The following is a 15,689-nucleotide window of genomic DNA, read 5'->3' as shown; positions in this document are numbered from 1 at the left end:
CCGAATTCGTTCGTCTCGTCTGTAAAGACCTGTAATTTCAAGGAATTGGACATGACCACCCTGGAACTCCCCGCCCTGCGCTCGCAGCGCCTGAACGCGCTGACCCACGCCCCCCACGAGCGTCTCGACCACGCCGTAAAGGCCCGCGAGCCCTTCTCCAGCCGCGAGCGTTTCGCCCGTTTCGTGGTCGCCCAGTACCTGTTCCAGTCCGAGCTGCAGGCCCTGTATCAGGACGCCGAGCTGGGCAAGATCTTCCCCGACCTGCCGCAGCGCTGCCGCGCCGAACAGGCCCGCCTGGACCTGGCCGACCTCGACACCGAAGTGCCCGCCCCGGTTGCCGGCGCCATCAGCAACCCAAGCCAGGCCCATGCCCTGGGCTGGCTGTTCGTCTCCGAAGGCTCCAAGCTCGGCGCGGCCTTCCTGATCAAGCGCGTTGCCGCGCTGGGCCTGGACGAGAACACCGGTGCCCGTCACCTGGGCGAGCCCGAAGGCGGCCGTGCCGAAGGCTGGAAGCGCTTCACCCGCACCCTCGACGGCCTGGAGCTGAGCGACGCCGAAGAGCGCGAAGCCGAAGCCGGCGCCGTGGCCGCTTTCGAGCGTTTTTCCCAACTGCTGCAACACAGCTACGACAGTGCTCCCGCCACCGTCTGAGGCCCTCGAGCGCGCGCCTGCCGATGCGGCGCGCGCCAATCCCTTCGGCCCCGCGCGCTCGCGGCTGGCCCGACTGGCATTCGCGTTGCTGGCTTACACCAGCCTCGGCGTGGGCATGGTGGGATTGGTGGTGCCGGGGTTGCCGACCACCGAGTTCGTCCTGCTCGCCGCCTGGGCCGCGTCGAAGAGTTCGCCGCGCTTGTCCGCCTGGCTGGAGAACCACCGGCTGTTCGGTCCCATCCTGCACAACTGGCGCAATGGCCGCGCCGTCGCGCGCCGCGCCAAGATCAGCGCCAGCCTCGCGATGCTCGTGGCGCTTGCGATCATGCTGATCACCCTGCCCCACGGCCTCTGGCTGTATGCAGTGATCCTCGGTATGGCAGTTGGCAACCTGTGGATCTGGTCGCGCCCGGATACGCCCAGGCCGTAGCCAGCGCGCGGCAGCGGACTTATGCTGGAAGTCCGATTCCACACTCTCTTCTACGAGCCATGAACCAGCCCACCAGCAAAGTCGACGCCGTCCTCGCCGAAGCCCAGCGCCGCCGCGAAACCAGCTACCGCGAAAAAGCCCTGAAGATGTACCCCTGGATCTGCGGGCGCTGCGCCCGCGAGTTCAGCGGCGTGCGCCTGCGCGAGCTGACCGTCCACCACCGCGACCACAACCACGACAACAACCCCGAGGATGGCTCCAACTGGGAGCTGCTCTGCCTGTTCTGCCACGACAACGAGCACCAGCGACAGGTGGACCTGCATTACCAGAACAGCAACGACGCGGGCGCCAAAGGGCCGAAGGTCACCCACAAGGGCCTGGCCGGGTTGGCGGATCTGCTGAAGAAGAAGGATGACGGCGAGGTCTGAGGCCCCCCCATTTGCTGCCGCAGGTTTCTGCCGATCCAGGCGGATGGGTAGGAGCGGACTCCGTCCGCGATTGGCCTGCATCGCGCCGGACACTATCGCGGACAAAGTCCGCTCCTACCGGATAGATCTGCGCCCTCACCCTAACCCTCTCCCAGGGGGAGAGGGGACCGTTCGGTGCCGGATGAAACCACAGCGTCAGCCGGCACGATTTGCTCCCTCTCCCTGAGGGAGAGGGCTGGGGTGAGGGGGAAAGCACAAACACCGAACTACCAGGGAAAGACAGTTGCTCCTACGCCATTCTCGGACGCTGAATCTCCCTGTAGGAGCGGGCCATGCCCGCGATCGCGCCCATGGGGCGATCCTGAAGGCGAGGCTCGGCGCAGTCCTGTAGAAGCGAGCTTGCTCGCGAACCCAGCCCCGCTGCGAGACCATTCGCGAGCAAGGGCTAGGCGCCCCCCTCGGTCCTACGAAGAGCCTCGATCAGCGCAGGCCGGCAACGATCTCCAGCGAGCGCAGGCGCAGCTCGTGGTCGTAGATGTCGCTGGTGAAGATGATCTCGTCCACACCAGTCTGCTCCAGCAGGATTTCCAGGCGGCTGCGCACCTTCTCCGGGCCGCCGATCACCGCCAGGCCGAAGAAATTGCCCACCGCATCCTGCTCATGGGGCAGCCACAGGCCGGCCATGCTCTTCACCGGCGGTTTCTGTTTCAGGCTGTCGCCACGGATCAGCGCCAATACGCGCTGGAAGGCGGTGGTCGCCAGGTATTCGGCTTCCTCGTCGGTCGGCGCGGCCACCAGCGGTACACCAATCATGGCGTAGGGCTTGTCGAGCACCGCCGAGGGCTGGAAGTTCTCGCGATAAATGCGCAGCGCGTCGTGCAGGTAGCGCGGCGCGAAGTGCGAGGCAAAGGCGTAGGGCAGACCTTTCTGCGCGGCCAGATGGGCGCTGAACAGACTGGAGCCCAGCAGCCAGATCGGCACGTTGGTGCCCTCCCCCGGAATTGCCAGCAGCGACTGCTGCGAGCGGCGCGGGCCGAGGAGCATTTCCAGTTCGGCAACCTGCTCGGGGAAGTCCGCGCCGTCGCCCAGGCGATCGCGACGCAGCGCGCGCATGGTCGCCTGGTCGGCGCCGGGCGCGCGGCCCAGGCCCAGGTCGATACGGCCGGGGTACAGAGTTTCCAGGGTGCCGAAGTTCTCCGCCACCACCAGCGGCGGATGGTTGGGCAGCATCACCCCGCCGGAGCCGACGCGGATGCGCTCGGTCTTGCCGGCGATGTGGCCGATCAGCACGGCGGTGGCCGAGCTGGCGATGCCGTCCATGTTGTGGTGCTCCGCCAACCAGTAGCGGGTAAAGCCCAGGCGCTCGACGTGCCGGGCAACCTCGACGGCGTTGTTCAGCGCCTCGGCGGCGCTGCCCTGGTCGCGCACGGGCACCAGGTCGAGCATGGAGAAGGCAACATCTGACAGGGACTTCATAGGCACTCCGATTCGGGTCACACAGGCGCTGACACGCAACGCCGCGGACATGACTTTGACCGTGACTCTATCGAGGCACTCCGCGCCTGACCACTTGTCGGGATCGATAGTGCTCATGCCGCCGAGTGATACAGGGCCGCCAGCGTATTGCCATCACCTGTTCACCGGACGGTCACCGCTCTGTCATGCGGAGTGGCCAGAATGCCCTTGCGCTGAAGGACCAGCGCCCCATCTCTACGGGAATCCGCCGCCAATCCTCCCCAGGCAACGGCGAAATCCTGTGGCCTACGAAGCAAAAAGCCCGCATCCGTGCGGGCTTTTTGCTTTGTCATCGCCGGAAGCTTCAGTCGCGGTTCTTCACCATTTCGAAGAGCTTCAGGCGATCGCTGATTTCCTGCAGGGTGTGGCGGAACGGGTCGTGCTGTTCGCTGTGGGCCGGATCGGCGAAGTTCCACACGATCACTTCGCTGGAGGTCGGCAGTTCGTCGCCCTCGTCGGTGGACTTGTCGCACAGGTCGATCAGGTAATCGAAGTGCTGGCCGCGGAATTCGTCGATGGACTTGCTGCGCAGGCCTTCGGCGGAGATACCGGCGTGCTCCAGCACGTTGCGCGCGCGGGGGTCGATGGCGGTCGGGTGGATGCCCGCGCTGAACGCTTCGAAATGCTCGCCATCGGCGTGCCGCAGCAGTGCTTCGGCCATCGGCGAGCGGGCGTCGTTGGCGATGCAGACGAACAGGACTCGGCGTTTCTCGGTCATCTTTACCTCGGCACTGGGGCGGCTATGCGCCCTATATACGTCAGGTTTTATGACAGGGCCGTGTCAGCAGCATGAAGGCTCACAACACGATGTAGTCGCTGCGCTGCACAATGCCGCGGCTTTCGCCTTCCACCAGGTGCACGTAGCGCCCGCCGACCTGGTCGATGGCGATGCAGTCGTCGACGTCGATCACCGCGTCGGTGTGCGCCTTGTCCCAGCTGCGCGGCATGCGACGCTTGGCGCGCACCTTGGCGTCGGCGGCGTCGCGCGCGGCCACCAGCACGTACTGGTGCGCCTCGCCGAAGCTGCCCAGTTCATAGCCGCCCAGGTTGACGAAGAACAGCCGTTGCTCGCCCGGCGCCGGCATTGCCTCGCTGAACTCGACGCGGTAGGCCTCGACGCCGTCCACTTCCAGCCAGGAGTCGATGTGCAGGCCATCCGGGCTACCGAACCAGGACTCGCGCAATTGCGGGTAGGTGGATTTCAGGTTGTCGCCAATGACGAAAGCCACATCGTGGATTTCGATCCGCGCGCGCGGATGGCGTCCGCCCAGCATGACTACGAACAGCATTTCAGACCCTTCCCAGGTTTCAGATTTGGTCTGACAGATCCGTCATACGGCAGGTTCAATCTACTGGCGGATAAATGGCCATCCGCCAGTCAATCCGGTGGGTGGCAATCGCTATATAGAAAGTTATATTCTGAATCTTCGTTTCACTGCCCCGATGTTTTCCCATGCCCCAGACCGCGCCTGCCCCGACGCGACGCCGACAACGCCCTGCCCTCAGCATCCGTGATCGCAACCGTCAGCGCATCCTGCTGGCCGCAGGCGAAGAGTTTGCCGAGAAGGGTTTCACCGCCGCCAAGACCCAGGACATCGCCAGCCGCGCCGAGCTGCCCAAGTCCAACGTCTACTACTACTTCCAGAGCAAGGAGAACCTCTACCTGCGCCTGCTGGAAAACGTGGTGGACGCGGTGCTGGAAGCCGCCGCCCTGCTGCGCGAGTGCGACGACCCCGCCTGGGCGCTGCCCGCGCATATTCGCGCGCGCCTGCACATCGCCCGGCAGTGGCCGCACGCCTACAAGGTGTTCGCCAGCGAAATGCTCCACGGCGCACCGCACCTGCCGCCGGAGTGGCTGCAGCGCCTGCGCGCGGGGTCGCGCCGCAACGTCGAATGCATCGCCGCCTGGATCGACCGCGGCCTGCTCGCCCCGGTAGACCCGCAGCACCTGCTGCTGAGTATCTCCGCGGCCACCCGCACCTACGTCGACTTCGACTGGCAGATCGCGATGATTACCGGCAAGGCGCAACCCGCCGCCGATGACTTCGAGGCGGCAGCGGCGACCATCACCCGCCTCGTCCTGCGCGGCACCGAAGCAGAACCGGCGGCGCGCCTGCGTCCCTTGCCGCTGTAGCGGCCAACGGCGGCTGCACTAAGCTGAGAATGTCCGCACGGCCATGCGCCGTGCCTGCATTCGTCTGGGAGACGCCATGAAATCGCTACTGATCGCCGCATCGCTGATCGTTGTGCAGCCCGCCTTTGCCGCCATCCCCATGCTCAACTACGACTGCCCGAACGATATCCAGATCCACACCGACGAGAACGGGCCGGTCTACATCAATGGCCAGGAAGCCAAGGTCACGCAGAACACCGACAGCACCGTGGTCGCCAAGGGTGAAGGCGTGACCGTGCAGATCAGCACCAACGACGACGGTACTGTCAGCGTCTCCTACACCGGCCCGAACGGCGACAGCGGCGTCTGCGACCCCGCCGAGGGCGACTGATCAAGCGCTACGGCGCCCGCCCCAGGCAGCGCTGGTAGCGCTCGTCGACGCGCTGGGCGAACCAGGCAGTGGTGAGCTGACGGGTGATCTTCGGGCTGTGCAGCGTGATGCCCGGCAGCATCGCCCGCGGCATCGACTTGCCAGCAGCGCGTTCGGCCACCGCGAAAACCTTGGTGTAGAGCTCCGACTTCGTGAACTCCGGCTTGTCGCCGAGCTCCAGGTCGCGGCGGATTTCCCTTTCGCTCATGCCCAGCTTCGGCCCCAGTGTGCGCACCGCCTTTTCAGTGCTGCCGGCGTCGTAGCTGCCGTAGAGGATCAGGTCGCCATCCAGTGCCAGGGTGATGCCGGTGAGGTCCGCCACCACGCGCTGGAACGCCGCGTTGCGGCTGGCGTACCAGCCCGCGTTGAAGTCGGCGAAACGGTACAGCTGGCGCGGGTAGTTCACCGGGTAGCCGAGCAGATGGGCGATGCCGAAGTACATGCCGCCACGACGGCTGAACACCTCGCGGCGGATGCTGCCGTCCACCGGATACGGATAGCCTTCGGCATGGGCCTGGGCGAATTCGATGCTGACCTGCATCGGCCCGCCGGTATGCACCGGGTTGAAGCGGCCGAACAGCTGCTGGCCCAGCGGTACCCCGCCGATGAAGTCATCGAAGATCGCGCTCAGCTCCCGCTCGGTTTTCGCACTCGCCAGGCGTTGGCTGTAGGTGCGGCCGTTCGGCGATTTCAGCGCCAGCGCGGTATCGATGAGGAAGCCCGGCACATGCACCTTGCTCGCACGCCGGTCGATCTCGGCGCGGGCGATCTTGCCCAGTCCCGGCACGGGCGGGTCGGCCTTGAAGTTGGACTCCTGCTCGGTGATCGCCACCACCGAGCAGAGGTTTTCGGTGGTCGCCGGAATGCGCTGGGTGGTGAAGGCGACCTGGATGTCCTTCGCCCAGCCCTGGCGGTCGGACGCGCCAGCGGGAATCAATTTGATCAGCTTGCCGCGTATTTCTTCCGGGGTCGGCTCCGGCACGCTGGGTGCGCGGCTGCTGCAGCCGGCCAGCGCCAGCAGCGCGGCCACGCCCAGCAGATGAATGAATCGTGATGAAGGCCTTTTCAGGCTGAATGAATCTGCCGTCAGGGCAGCCGCAGTCATAGTCCGTTCCTTGCTTGATTTCTGCCGCCTACAGGACCTGTGCCCGGCGGCACAGGTTCCCCGGCATTGTCAGGCAAGCACGGATTTCAGCGCCAGGCCAGGCGCCGCAGGTTCAGGCTCCAGCCGCGCTGCATGCCGGCAGCGGCCAGCAGGATGGCGGCCACGCCCAGCCATTGCAACGGAGTCAGGCGGTGGCCGAAGGCGAACCAGTCGACGAAGATCGCGGCTATCGGGTAGATGAACGAGAGAGCGCCGGTCAGCGCCGTGGGCAGTTTCTGGATCGCGCCATAGAGCAGCACGTACATGATGCCGGTATGCACGATACCCAGGGTCGCCAGGCTGGCCCAGGCGCTGGTGGCCTGCGGCAATGGCGACAGGTTCGCCCAGGGCGCCAGCAGCAGGACGCCGGTCACCGCCTGGATCAGCGCGATCAGGTGCGGCGGCACGCCGCTCAGGCGCTTGATGATCAGCGCCGCCACCGCATACAGGGCCGCCGCGCCGAGGGCCAGGGCGATGCCGCCCAGATAGTCGCTGCCCACCTGCCCCGCCTCGCCGTGTGCGCTGACGATGGCCAGCATGCCGACGAAGGAAACGCCGAGCCAGGCGAGCTTTTGCGCAGTGACCTTCTCGCCGAGGAACAGCGCGCCCAGCAGCACCAGCAGGAACGGCTGCACGTTGTAGACCGCCGTGCCGATGGCGATGGACGCCCGCGAGTAGGAGCCGAACAGCAGCACCCAGTTGCCGACGATGGCCGCGCCACTGAGCAGCGCCAGGCCGAAGGTGGCGCGGGTGAGAATGCCGGGGCGCAGGAATCCCATGGCCGCGCAGATCACCAGGAGCGTCGCGGCGCCGAACACGCAGCGCCAGAACACCACGTCCAGCACCGGCTGGCCCGAGACCACCACCAGCCAGCCGATGGTGCCGCAGATCAGCATGGCGCTTATCATTTCCAGGGTGCCGCGTCTGATGGATTCGTTCATGGATCACCTCCGCTTGTTGGTGATCAGTATGAACAGGTGGATTCGTGCACTCCATCGCCTGGCGCAGGCAAATCCCAGAGATCACCTTTATTATCAAGGCAACTCTTCGACTTCACCTTTCGAGGCAAAGATGACCGACGACATCGACCAATTGCTTCTCTCCGCGCTCATGGAGGATTCGCGCCTTTCCCTCAAGGCCCTGGCCCAGGTCAGCGGCCTGAGTTCGCCCAGCGTCGCCGAGCGCCTGCGCAAGCTAGAGGAGCGCCAGGTGATCACCGGCTACACGGTGAACGTCGACCCGCGCGCCTTCGGCTACCAGCTACAGGCCATCGTCCGGGTGCGCCCGCTGCCGGGGAAACTGCAGGATGTGGAGAAGCAGATCCTGGCGATCCCCGAATTCACCGAGTGCGACAAGGTGACCGGCGAGGACTGTTTCTACGCCCGGATGTGCGTGCGCTCCATGGAGCAACTGGACGAGATTCTCGATCACCTCAACGGCTTCGCCGAGACCAACACCGCCATCGTCAAGAAGAGCCCGGTGAAGCGGCGGTTGCCGCCGATGGCGTGAAGCCCGCCCTACGATCTCAGCCCTACCCGGCGCCGAAAATGATCCAGGCTCGACGTAGGATGGCGTGGAGCGCAGCGATACCCATCAAGCCCGTCCGGCGCCGCATTTCCGAGCCTGCGCACTCCGCAGGGCGCATACAGCGACGCGTTTAATCCGCCCGACCTCACGGCCAGCACGGCTGGATTGACACCCTACCCTTGAGTCCCTAACTTTGCCTCGCTGCCCCACCTTGGCAGTTCGGGATTGGCGTCCCGGAAATAGGAAGGTGCCGAGAATCTCTCGGTACCTGGCATGGTTGCACCTGCGTTATGGGGGGACCGTGCAGGGCATCTTCGGATGCGCCGGTCTCCTATTCCGGTACGCCAACCTGTACGGTCCACCCACCCTGATTGGCGTCAGGACGTGGAAACTCCGCAAATAGGGGATACAATCATGAATTTCACAGCACCATCCCTGCTCCACCTCAAAGACGACATTTCCAACCTGTCGCTCCAAGACGCCGCCGACTGCCGTCATCAGGCCCTGTGCAATATGCTCACTTTCCTCGCCGGTATTTCCGACCACGGGAATCCGTCGACGGATGTGCTGGCCGGCACATTCGCCTGCCTGGAATACCTCGCAAAAGATTCAGCCCAGCTGTACGCCGCCGCCGAAGCTCGGTCTCGGGCAAAGGCACAGGCACGGGCGTAGCGGAAGGTTCGGAGCGCTGCCGGACGATGGGTATCGCTGCGCTCCACGCCATCCTACCCGGAGCGCCTGCCTGACCCGTCACAGCGCCCGGGAGACGAAAAAGACAAAGGCCCCTTTCGGGGCCTTTGTCGTTCACACGCTTAGCGCGATGCCTTGCGGCGCAGCGCCGACGGGCTGAAGTTGGAATCGTCCGGCGCCGGCTGACTGAAGTCAGCGGTGCCCGGCTCCTCGTTGTCCAGCCACTGGATGCTGTAGCGGTGTGCCTGGAGGTCGTGGAAGGTGTCCAGCGCAGTCCACACCATCGGCTGCTCGTAGAAGCCCTTCAGGTAGGCCAGCGACACACGCCACAGTTCACCGCGACCATCGTACTGGTCCACCACGGCGGCACCCCAGCTGTCCTCGTCGAGGTAGAGGGTGCGGCGCGAGTAGATGTGCCGCGCGCCGGCCTTCAGCTTGCCATCCACCACCCAGACGCGGTGCAGCTCGTAGCGGGTGTACTTGGGATTGACGTGGCCGGGGGTGAGCAGGTCCTTGTACTTAACCTCCGGGCTGGTGATCTGGTAGTTGTTGTAGGGGATGTAGATTTCCTTCTTGCCCACCAGGGTCCAGTCGTAGCGATCCGGCGCGCCGTTGTACATGTCGGTGTCGTCGGCGGTACGCAGGCCATCGGAGTCTTCGATCGGGGTGTCGTAGGCCAGCGTCGGGGCGCGGCGCACGCGGCGCTGGCCGGGGTTGTAGCCCCAGGCCTGGCGCGGTTCCTTGACCTGGTCGAGGGTCTCCTGCACCAGCGCGCCGTTACCGGCCAGGCGGGCCGGGGCGGTGGTGAAGGTCATGTAGTAGAACATGGTGTTGCCGAGCTTCTCGAAGCTGCCCTTGGGGTCGTAGAAGCGGAACAGCGCCTCGTCCTGCGAGGTCACCAGCGCGTACGCGCCGTTGCGCTGTACACCGGCCTGGGATGAGCGCCGCACGATGTAGGTACCACGGTAGCGGGCGATGTGGTTCCACACTGCTTCCACGCCGCTCTGCGGGATCGGGAACGGCACGCCGCCGTAGGCATCGGAGAAGCCGTTGCCGCCTTCCACCAGTTTGGCGCTGGTGGCGTTCTTGTAGATGTTGTCGTAGATCCACTGCGGCGCCGAGCCGGTGCGGTGGGTCTCGTAGACCGGCATCTGGTAGCTGTCCGGGTAGGCGTTGAACAGCGCGATCTGCCCCGGTGTCAGGTTGGCCTTGTACTGGTCGAGGTTGGCCTTGGTGATGACGAACTTGGGCTTCTCGCCGGCGAACGGGTCGACATGGTGCGAGCCCGGCCCCTTGTAGCCGGCGGGCGCAGAAGTCAGGCCGCCGCTCCAGGCGGGAATGCTGCCGGCGGCATTGCCGGCCTTTTCCGCGCCCATGGGCGTCAGGCTGCTCTTGAGCTGGGCGGCCTGGTCGGCCGAGACGGCAGCACGCGCATCGGTGACGGCCAGGGCCGTCAGCGTGGCAAGGACGATCAGGGAACTCTTCTTGTACATGGTTCTCTCCGGATCAGAACGAGTATTTCGCGGTGATCGAGACGTTGTCGCGGTCACGCGCGGAGTTGCTGGAGCCGGCGCCGTAGTAGCTGGTGTACTGGGTGCCGACCTCGAAGGTGTTCAGGTAGCTGGCGTCGATGCCGAGGGTGTAGGCCTTGCGGCCTTCGATGAAATTGCCGGTGCGGTCGGAGTTGCCGCTGAAGTCCTCCTGGTAGACGGCGTAAGGCGAAAGCTTCACCCCAGCGTAGACGTCGTTCCAGCTGCCGGTGAGCAGCAGCGTGTAGCCGTAGCTGTCGCGGCTGATCTGCACGTCATCGTCATTGCCGCCGACGTAGGCCTTGTCCTGGGCGCCGACGAACTTGCGCTTGCTGCCGTCCCAGGCGGTGTATTCCAGGCTGCTGCCGCGGATGTGCTCGGAGGCCAGCTCGGCCACGCCGGTCATGGAGTCGAAGGTCAGGTGCGGGCCGAAGTTGTAGATGGTCGACAGCGAGATGTTGTAGGTCTCGGCACGCTCGTAGTTCTCGAACAGCTCGCCACGGCACAGCTGCTTGCCGGCCACCGGGGCGCAGGCCTGGCCGGCCGGCGTGTTGGCATCGAACAGGTTGGTCTGGCCAAGCACGCCCTGGGTCAGCAGGTCGCCCAGCAGGTCGTCGGTGGCGGAGATGCTGATCGGCATGTTCGGCCGGTAGGCAATCTCGCCGGACACCGAGGCATCGCCCAGGGTCGTGTTGAAGCTGAAGCCGTACATACGGATGTTTTCGACGTAGTCACGGCGTGCTTCGGCGTTGCTCGCCATGTCCAGCGTGGCCAGCCCCGGCACCGCTTCGCCCAGGCCCAGCGGGCCGAGCAGCGAGTTGAGTTCGTCGACATCAACCCCCTGGTAACCGCGCAGGTCGACGGCGATCTGCGGCTCCTTGGCGTGGTAGTTGACGAAGTAGAAGCCGAACTCGGTGGAGTTCAGTTCCTCGGCGATGTAGCGGAACGCCACGCCGAACTGGCCGCTGTCGCTGGCTTCGATGTCCTTGCCGACGTTGGCGACCTTGAAGGTGCCGGTATTGGGGTTCAGGTAGGAGTTGGGCCCATGCGGCCCGTTGCCCAGCAGGCCGAGGGAAGCCACGGTCGGGTAGCCGGCCAGCAGCTCCTTGATCAGCGGGTTGTCCTCGGTGGTGTAGGCGGTGTTGCCGCCGTCGCTGAACAGGTCGGTGTCGGAGAAGTAGGTGCCTACCGAGTCCAGGCGGGTCTCTTTCCACTTCCACTGGTAGAAGCCTTCCATGGAGAGGTCGTCGGTGAGGCCGAAGTTGAGGCTCAGCGCCTCGGTCGGCACCAGCACTTCCTTGAGTTCCGAGCCCGGCAGGTGGAAGCGCGCGGCGTCCACCGGGTTGATGGTATTGATGCCGCCCCGGTAGAACACACCCTCGCCCCAGTTCAGCACCTGGCGGCCAACGCGGCCGGTCAGCGGGTGCTCGGCGACGTCCCAGCTGCCGGACAGGTAGGCATCCAGCAGCTCGGCCTTGCGCCCGGCGATGTGGCGGGTGTCGTCGGTGAAATGATCGTCCTGCGGGAACGACTGGCTGGGACGCTCCACGCCATTGGTGGTGTCGTAGTAGTCGTTGCGCTTGTCCATGATCTGCGTGTCGTAATAGGCAGTGCCACGCATGAACAGGCCGTAGTTCTGGTACTTGGCCGAGAGATCGGAGGTGAGCTTGAAGACCTGGGAGACCAGGCCCGTATCGAAGTTGCGGTTGCCGTCGTCGGCGTTGATGTCGCTGATGTTGCTCTTGTCACGCCCCTGCACGCGCCACATGGCGCCGTAGGACAACGTACTGTCGAGCGAGCCGGTGATCTCGTTCTCGGCCAGCTTGAACTCCAGGGCCTGGGCCGACCCCGCCACCAGCAGCGGCAAGAGTCCCATTACCGCCCCCGCCCGCCGCGGCGCCCAGAAAATGGACGAACGCGCACCCAATCGACTGTTCATAGACAGCATTACCTCCATGGCCAAGATTTATCGCCCCGGTCATTGCGGCCGGCGCTGTTCTTATTCGTTTCTCGGCTGCCGACGACCTCGGAATAACCGGGCCACCGTGCAGTAACACTCCTGCCAGAGCGCTTTCGGGCGCCTTGGCCCCCTCTCCTCTTCTGCTTGCACGCCGGGAGTTGGGACTATCGTGCAGGCAAAGTAACAAACTGTTTCTCCCCTGCCAATGGAAAGGATGTAATCCGTGCCTTTCAAAGGGCAAAGAAAAGCCCGGCACATGGCCGGGCTTTTCTCTTACAGAGAGTTCACACAGCGAGATTTACTCGACGGTGAAGGTCTTCTCTGCCAGCAGGCGGTCGCCCTGGAACACCATGAAGCGCCACTGGCCCTGCACCACCTCGTGGTTCTCGGTGAACTGGTAGGCCATCACGTCAGTGGGCGCGCCCACGACCAGCTTCTGCACGACCTCGAGCTTGTCGTGACGCTGGCCGTCCGGGGTCACCACGCCGGGGGTGAAGTACAGCAGGGTCAGCGGGGTGTCGCCTTCCTGCTTGCCGCTGAGCTGGTAGCGCATGCCGAACTTGGTGCCCAGCTTGGCCGGAACGCGGGTCGTGGACTCCAGCTGCTCCTTGCTGCTGGTCAGCACGCGCTCACCGGGCTGGTAATCCTTGTAGTTGCTGACGAAGACGCCGTACTCCACCGGGCCGTTGACGCGCACTTCGGCAAAGGCCGAGGAAGCGAAGGCACAAGTCAGGGAGAGAGCCAGGACTGCTGGCAGGCGGGAAATGGACATGTCGCGCTCCTTGTTGGGGTCCGCGCGAGGCTATGACATCGCCGTGACAGCCTGATGACAGCTTGACGCCGCGCGGGTCGGTGCGGCGCCAAGCGTCTATCATGCGTGGATCGGACCACTGGACACCATCATGAGCGACAGCCTGCTAGCCATCCGCCCACGCGCCGAAGACGTCGAGGGCGTGCCTATCCTGCGGCCCCTGCCCTCGGCCCAGCGCCGCAGCGTCGGGCCCTTCGTGTTCTTCGACCACATGCTCGAGAGCAGTTTCGCGCCGGAGCACGGCATGGACATCCGCCAGCACCCGCACATCGGCCTGTCCACCCTCACCTACCTGTTCGAAGGCCAGGTCCAGCACAAGGACAGCCTCGGCTCGGACCAGCTCGTGCTGTCCGGCGACGTCAGCTGGATGACCGCCGGGCGCGGCGTTGCCCATGTCGAGCGGACCCCGGCCGACCTGCTGCACAGCGGCTCGCGCCTGCATGGTCTGCAGGTCTGGCTGGCCCTGCCGCGCGAGCTGGAAGGGTGCGAACCCAGCTACAGCCACCACGCCAGCGCCAGCCTGCCGGAGAGCGACAGCCTGGGCGTGCGCGTCCGCATGATCGCCGGCTCCGGCTTCTGCCTGGAGTCGCCGGTGCCGGTGCGTTCGAAGACGCTCTACGCCGACCTGCAACTCAGCGCCGGCGCGACCCTGGCGATCCCGGACGAACATCCCGAGCGCGCGCTATACCTGATCGAAGGCGAAGCGCTGCTGGACGACGAATCGCTGCCGCTGCACCAGTTGATCGTGCTGCCGGAAGGCGAGACTTTCACCCTTTCCGCCTGTGGCGACTGCCACGCCGTGATGATCGGTGGCGACGCGCTGGACGGGCCCCGGCGGATGAACTGGAACTTCGTCGCCAGCGACCCCGATCTGATCGACAGCGCCCGCGCCCGCTGGGCCGCCCGTGACTGGCCGACGGTGCCGGGCGAGCAGGAACGCATCGAACTGCCGCGCTAGCCATACAGAGACGCCGATCAGAAATCGCCGCCACGCAGCCAGAACCGGCGAATGCCTGAGGACTTGCGCAGCGGCTTGCCGCACCATCGCGCGCCCCGAACCCTTGCCGACGGCAAGCCCGCTACTTCTGGCCCAAGGAGTCCGTGATGGACCAGTCGACCGCCAACCGCCACACCAGCGCCCTCACCGTGCTGACCCTGCTGTTCTTCATGTGGGGCCTGATCACTTCGCTGAACGACATCCTCGTGCCGCACCTCAAGGCAGTCTTCACCCTGTCCTACGTTGAGGCCTCGCTGGTGCAGTTCTGCTTCTTCGGCGCCTACTTCATCATGTCCTTCCCCGCCGGGCGACTGGTGGAGAAGGTCGGCTACAAGAGCGGCATCATCGTCGGCCTGGCCACCGCCGGCATCGGCTGCCTGCTGTTCTACCCGGCGGCCGGCGCGCAGTCCTACCCGTTCTTCCTCGCCGCGCTGTTCATCCTCGCCTCGGGCATCACCCTGCTGCAGGTCGCGGCCAACCCCTACGTGAACATACTCGGTCCGGCGGCCACCGCCGCCAGCCGGCTTAACCTGACCCAGGCCTTCAACTCGCTGGGCACCACGGTCGGCCCGCTGGTGGGCTCGGTGACCATTCTCGCCATCGGCGCCGGCGCCGCCTCGCAGATCGGCAGCTCCGCCGCCAGCGAAGCGGACTCTGTGAAGACCCCCTACCTGGTGCTGGCCGGCCTGCTGTTCGCCATCGCCGTGCTGATCGCCCTGTTCCGCCTGCCGAAGATCCACCACGGCGAGCCCACCGACGGCGTGGCCGGGCGCCAGTCGATCTTCGCCCACCGCCACCTGGTCTTCGGGGTCATCGCGATCTTCTGTTACGTCGGCGCCGAGGTGTCCATCGGCAGCTACCTGGTCAGCCTGATGGGCCAGCCGGATATCGCCGGGCTGCCGGCGGACCAGGCCGGCAAGTACCTGTCGTTCTACTGGGGTGGCGCCATGGTCGGCCGCTTCATCGGCAGCGCACTGATGCGCGCCATCGCGCCGAACCGCCTGCTGGCCTTCAACGCCGTGGCCATCGCCGTGCTGATCGGCATCGCGCTGAGCATCGGCGGGCACGTGGCGATGTGGGCGCTGATCCTGATCGGCCTGTTCAACTCGATCATGTTCCCGACCATCTTCTCCCTCGCCCTGGAAGGCCTGGGCAACCTCACCAGCAAGGGTTCCGGCCTGCTCTGCATGGCCATCGTCGGCGGCGCCGTGATGCCGCTGGTGCAGGCCTTCTTCGCCGACCGTATCGGCCTGCTGCCTTCGTTCGCCGTACCGCTGGTTTGCTACCTGTACATCGTCTGGTTCGGCGCACGCGGCTATCGCGCCGACCAGGCCTCCACGGCTCCCGCCGGCAACGCCTGACGCAGATCCCTGACGGGGCGCAGTACCTGCGCCCCTATCACCTGATTCCTACAGCCCTTTCGGCCTGCGCGCCCTAGCTGGCGTCAGGCTGCTCCCGAAGACT

At 65.5% G+C, this 15,689-nt stretch carries 17 protein-coding genes; 9 read left to right on the top strand and 8 right to left on the bottom strand.

All coding sequences use genetic code 11. From position 1 onward, the window contains the following. The first annotated feature begins 51 nt into the window (after positions 1-51). The 3 genes from IB273_RS02110 (at position 52) to IB273_RS02100 (ending at position 1,509) form a co-directional block, all read left to right on the top strand. A complete protein-coding gene (locus IB273_RS02110; protein WP_192223092.1) occupies positions 52-651 on the top strand; it encodes a biliverdin-producing heme oxygenase in 600 nt (199 codons plus the stop codon). A 64-nt stretch (positions 652-715) separates the two neighbouring features. Continuing rightward, positions 716-1,081, top strand: coding sequence for a YbaN family protein (locus IB273_RS02105; protein ID WP_230986115.1), 366 nt, complete (start codon positions 716-718; stop codon positions 1,079-1,081). Positions 1,082-1,140: 59 nt separating this feature from the next. Then, complete coding sequence (locus tag IB273_RS02100; RefSeq protein ID WP_192223091.1) at positions 1,141-1,509, top strand: YajD family HNH nuclease; 369 nt, start codon at positions 1,141-1,143, stop codon at positions 1,507-1,509. A 480-nt stretch (positions 1,510-1,989) separates the two neighbouring features. On the opposite strand, the gene IB273_RS02095 is transcribed toward IB273_RS02100, so the two are convergent. From IB273_RS02095 to IB273_RS02085, 3 genes are all read right to left on the bottom strand, one after another. Next, the gene (locus tag IB273_RS02095) at positions 1,990-2,985 is read right to left on the bottom strand and encodes an LLM class flavin-dependent oxidoreductase (RefSeq protein ID WP_192223090.1); all 996 of its coding nucleotides are present in this window, start codon (positions 2,983-2,985) and stop codon (positions 1,990-1,992) included. 343 nt (positions 2,986-3,328) lie between these two features. Further along, on the bottom strand, positions 3,329-3,742 hold the full coding sequence (locus IB273_RS02090; RefSeq protein ID WP_081516738.1) for an arsenate reductase ArsC: 414 nt from the start codon (positions 3,740-3,742) through the stop codon (positions 3,329-3,331). A 79-nt stretch (positions 3,743-3,821) separates the two neighbouring features. Further along, positions 3,822-4,313: a DUF1543 domain-containing protein gene (locus tag IB273_RS02085; RefSeq protein ID WP_081516737.1), complete on the bottom strand. Its 492-nt coding sequence runs from the start codon at positions 4,311-4,313 to the stop codon at positions 3,822-3,824. Between the two features lie 164 nt (positions 4,314-4,477). Here IB273_RS02085 and IB273_RS02080 point away from each other — a divergent pair, with 164 nt between their 5' ends. Then, on the top strand, positions 4,478-5,158 hold the full coding sequence (locus tag IB273_RS02080) for a TetR/AcrR family transcriptional regulator (RefSeq protein WP_081516736.1): 681 nt from the start codon (positions 4,478-4,480) through the stop codon (positions 5,156-5,158). A 76-nt stretch (positions 5,159-5,234) separates the two neighbouring features. Next, on the top strand, positions 5,235-5,528 hold the full coding sequence (locus IB273_RS02075) for a hypothetical protein (protein WP_081516735.1): 294 nt from the start codon (positions 5,235-5,237) through the stop codon (positions 5,526-5,528). Between the two features lie 7 nt (positions 5,529-5,535). Here IB273_RS02075 and IB273_RS02070 read toward each other — a convergent pair whose 3' ends face one another. Continuing rightward, the gene (locus IB273_RS02070) at positions 5,536-6,672 is read right to left on the bottom strand and encodes a DUF1615 domain-containing protein (protein ID WP_412548055.1); all 1,137 of its coding nucleotides are present in this window, start codon (positions 6,670-6,672) and stop codon (positions 5,536-5,538) included. A gap of 86 nt (positions 6,673-6,758) precedes the next feature. Next, the gene (locus tag IB273_RS02065; RefSeq protein ID WP_192223089.1) at positions 6,759-7,652 is read right to left on the bottom strand and encodes a DMT family transporter; all 894 of its coding nucleotides are present in this window, start codon (positions 7,650-7,652) and stop codon (positions 6,759-6,761) included. Positions 7,653-7,782: 130 nt separating this feature from the next. On the opposite strand from IB273_RS02065, the gene IB273_RS02060 reads away from it, so the two are divergent. Continuing rightward, positions 7,783-8,220 (top strand): Lrp/AsnC family transcriptional regulator, encoded by a 438-nt coding sequence (locus IB273_RS02060; RefSeq protein ID WP_192223088.1) that lies wholly within the window; start codon positions 7,783-7,785, stop codon positions 8,218-8,220. Positions 8,221-8,652: 432 nt separating this feature from the next. Continuing rightward, the gene (locus IB273_RS02055; RefSeq protein WP_192223087.1) at positions 8,653-8,910 is read left to right on the top strand and encodes a hypothetical protein; all 258 of its coding nucleotides are present in this window, start codon (positions 8,653-8,655) and stop codon (positions 8,908-8,910) included. A 140-nt stretch (positions 8,911-9,050) separates the two neighbouring features. Here the strand turns inward: IB273_RS02055 and IB273_RS02050 are convergent, their stop codons facing one another. The 3 genes from IB273_RS02050 to IB273_RS02040 form a co-directional block, all read right to left on the bottom strand. Beyond that, positions 9,051-10,421: a DUF1329 domain-containing protein gene (locus IB273_RS02050; RefSeq protein WP_192223086.1), complete on the bottom strand. Its 1,371-nt coding sequence runs from the start codon at positions 10,419-10,421 to the stop codon at positions 9,051-9,053. A gap of 13 nt (positions 10,422-10,434) precedes the next feature. After that, complete coding sequence (locus IB273_RS02045; RefSeq protein WP_151186697.1) at positions 10,435-12,396, bottom strand: DUF1302 domain-containing protein; 1,962 nt, start codon at positions 12,394-12,396, stop codon at positions 10,435-10,437. 319 nt (positions 12,397-12,715) lie between these two features. Further along, entirely contained in the window at positions 12,716-13,189 is a 474-nt protein-coding gene (locus IB273_RS02040) for a DUF3859 domain-containing protein (RefSeq protein ID WP_151186696.1), read from the bottom strand. Between the two features lie 130 nt (positions 13,190-13,319). Between IB273_RS02040 and IB273_RS02035 the strand changes: the two genes are divergently transcribed. Then, on the top strand, positions 13,320-14,186 hold the full coding sequence (locus tag IB273_RS02035) for a pirin family protein (protein WP_192223085.1): 867 nt from the start codon (positions 13,320-13,322) through the stop codon (positions 14,184-14,186). Between the two features lie 146 nt (positions 14,187-14,332). Then, positions 14,333-15,586 (top strand): L-fucose:H+ symporter permease, encoded by a 1,254-nt coding sequence (fucP, locus tag IB273_RS02030; RefSeq protein WP_151186695.1) that lies wholly within the window; start codon positions 14,333-14,335, stop codon positions 15,584-15,586. The last annotated feature ends 103 nt before the right edge of the window (positions 15,587-15,689 follow it).

Source organism: Pseudomonas sp. PDM19, from assembly GCF_014852215.1.
GTDB lineage: Bacteria > Pseudomonadota > Gammaproteobacteria > Pseudomonadales > Pseudomonadaceae > Pseudomonas.
This window is presented reverse-complemented; position numbering and strand designations above follow the sequence as displayed.

Coding starts and splice junctions, on each gene's coding strand:
- IB273_RS02110 (WP_192223092.1), top strand. CDS start 52: ATGACCACCCTGGAACTCCCCGCCCTGCGCTCGCAGCGCCTGAACGCG.
- IB273_RS02100 (WP_192223091.1), top strand. CDS start 1,141: ATGAACCAGCCCACCAGCAAAGTCGACGCCGTCCTCGCCGAAGCCCAG.
- IB273_RS02095 (WP_192223090.1), bottom strand. CDS start 2,985: ATGAAGTCCCTGTCAGATGTTGCCTTCTCCATGCTCGACCTGGTGCCC.
- IB273_RS02090 (WP_081516738.1), bottom strand. CDS start 3,742: ATGACCGAGAAACGCCGAGTCCTGTTCGTCTGCATCGCCAACGACGCC.
- IB273_RS02085 (WP_081516737.1), bottom strand. CDS start 4,313: ATGCTGTTCGTAGTCATGCTGGGCGGACGCCATCCGCGCGCGCGGATC.
- IB273_RS02080 (WP_081516736.1), top strand. CDS start 4,478: ATGCCCCAGACCGCGCCTGCCCCGACGCGACGCCGACAACGCCCTGCC.
- IB273_RS02075 (WP_081516735.1), top strand. CDS start 5,235: ATGAAATCGCTACTGATCGCCGCATCGCTGATCGTTGTGCAGCCCGCC.
- IB273_RS02070 (WP_412548055.1), bottom strand. CDS start 6,672: ATGACTGCGGCTGCCCTGACGGCAGATTCATTCAGCCTGAAAAGGCCT.
- IB273_RS02065 (WP_192223089.1), bottom strand. CDS start 7,652: ATGAACGAATCCATCAGACGCGGCACCCTGGAAATGATAAGCGCCATG.
- IB273_RS02060 (WP_192223088.1), top strand. CDS start 7,783: ATGACCGACGACATCGACCAATTGCTTCTCTCCGCGCTCATGGAGGAT.
- IB273_RS02055 (WP_192223087.1), top strand. CDS start 8,653: ATGAATTTCACAGCACCATCCCTGCTCCACCTCAAAGACGACATTTCC.
- IB273_RS02050 (WP_192223086.1), bottom strand. CDS start 10,421: ATGTACAAGAAGAGTTCCCTGATCGTCCTTGCCACGCTGACGGCCCTG.
- IB273_RS02045 (WP_151186697.1), bottom strand. CDS start 12,396: ATGAACAGTCGATTGGGTGCGCGTTCGTCCATTTTCTGGGCGCCGCGG.
- IB273_RS02040 (WP_151186696.1), bottom strand. CDS start 13,189: ATGTCCATTTCCCGCCTGCCAGCAGTCCTGGCTCTCTCCCTGACTTGT.
- IB273_RS02035 (WP_192223085.1), top strand. CDS start 13,320: ATGAGCGACAGCCTGCTAGCCATCCGCCCACGCGCCGAAGACGTCGAG.
- fucP (WP_151186695.1), top strand. CDS start 14,333: ATGGACCAGTCGACCGCCAACCGCCACACCAGCGCCCTCACCGTGCTG.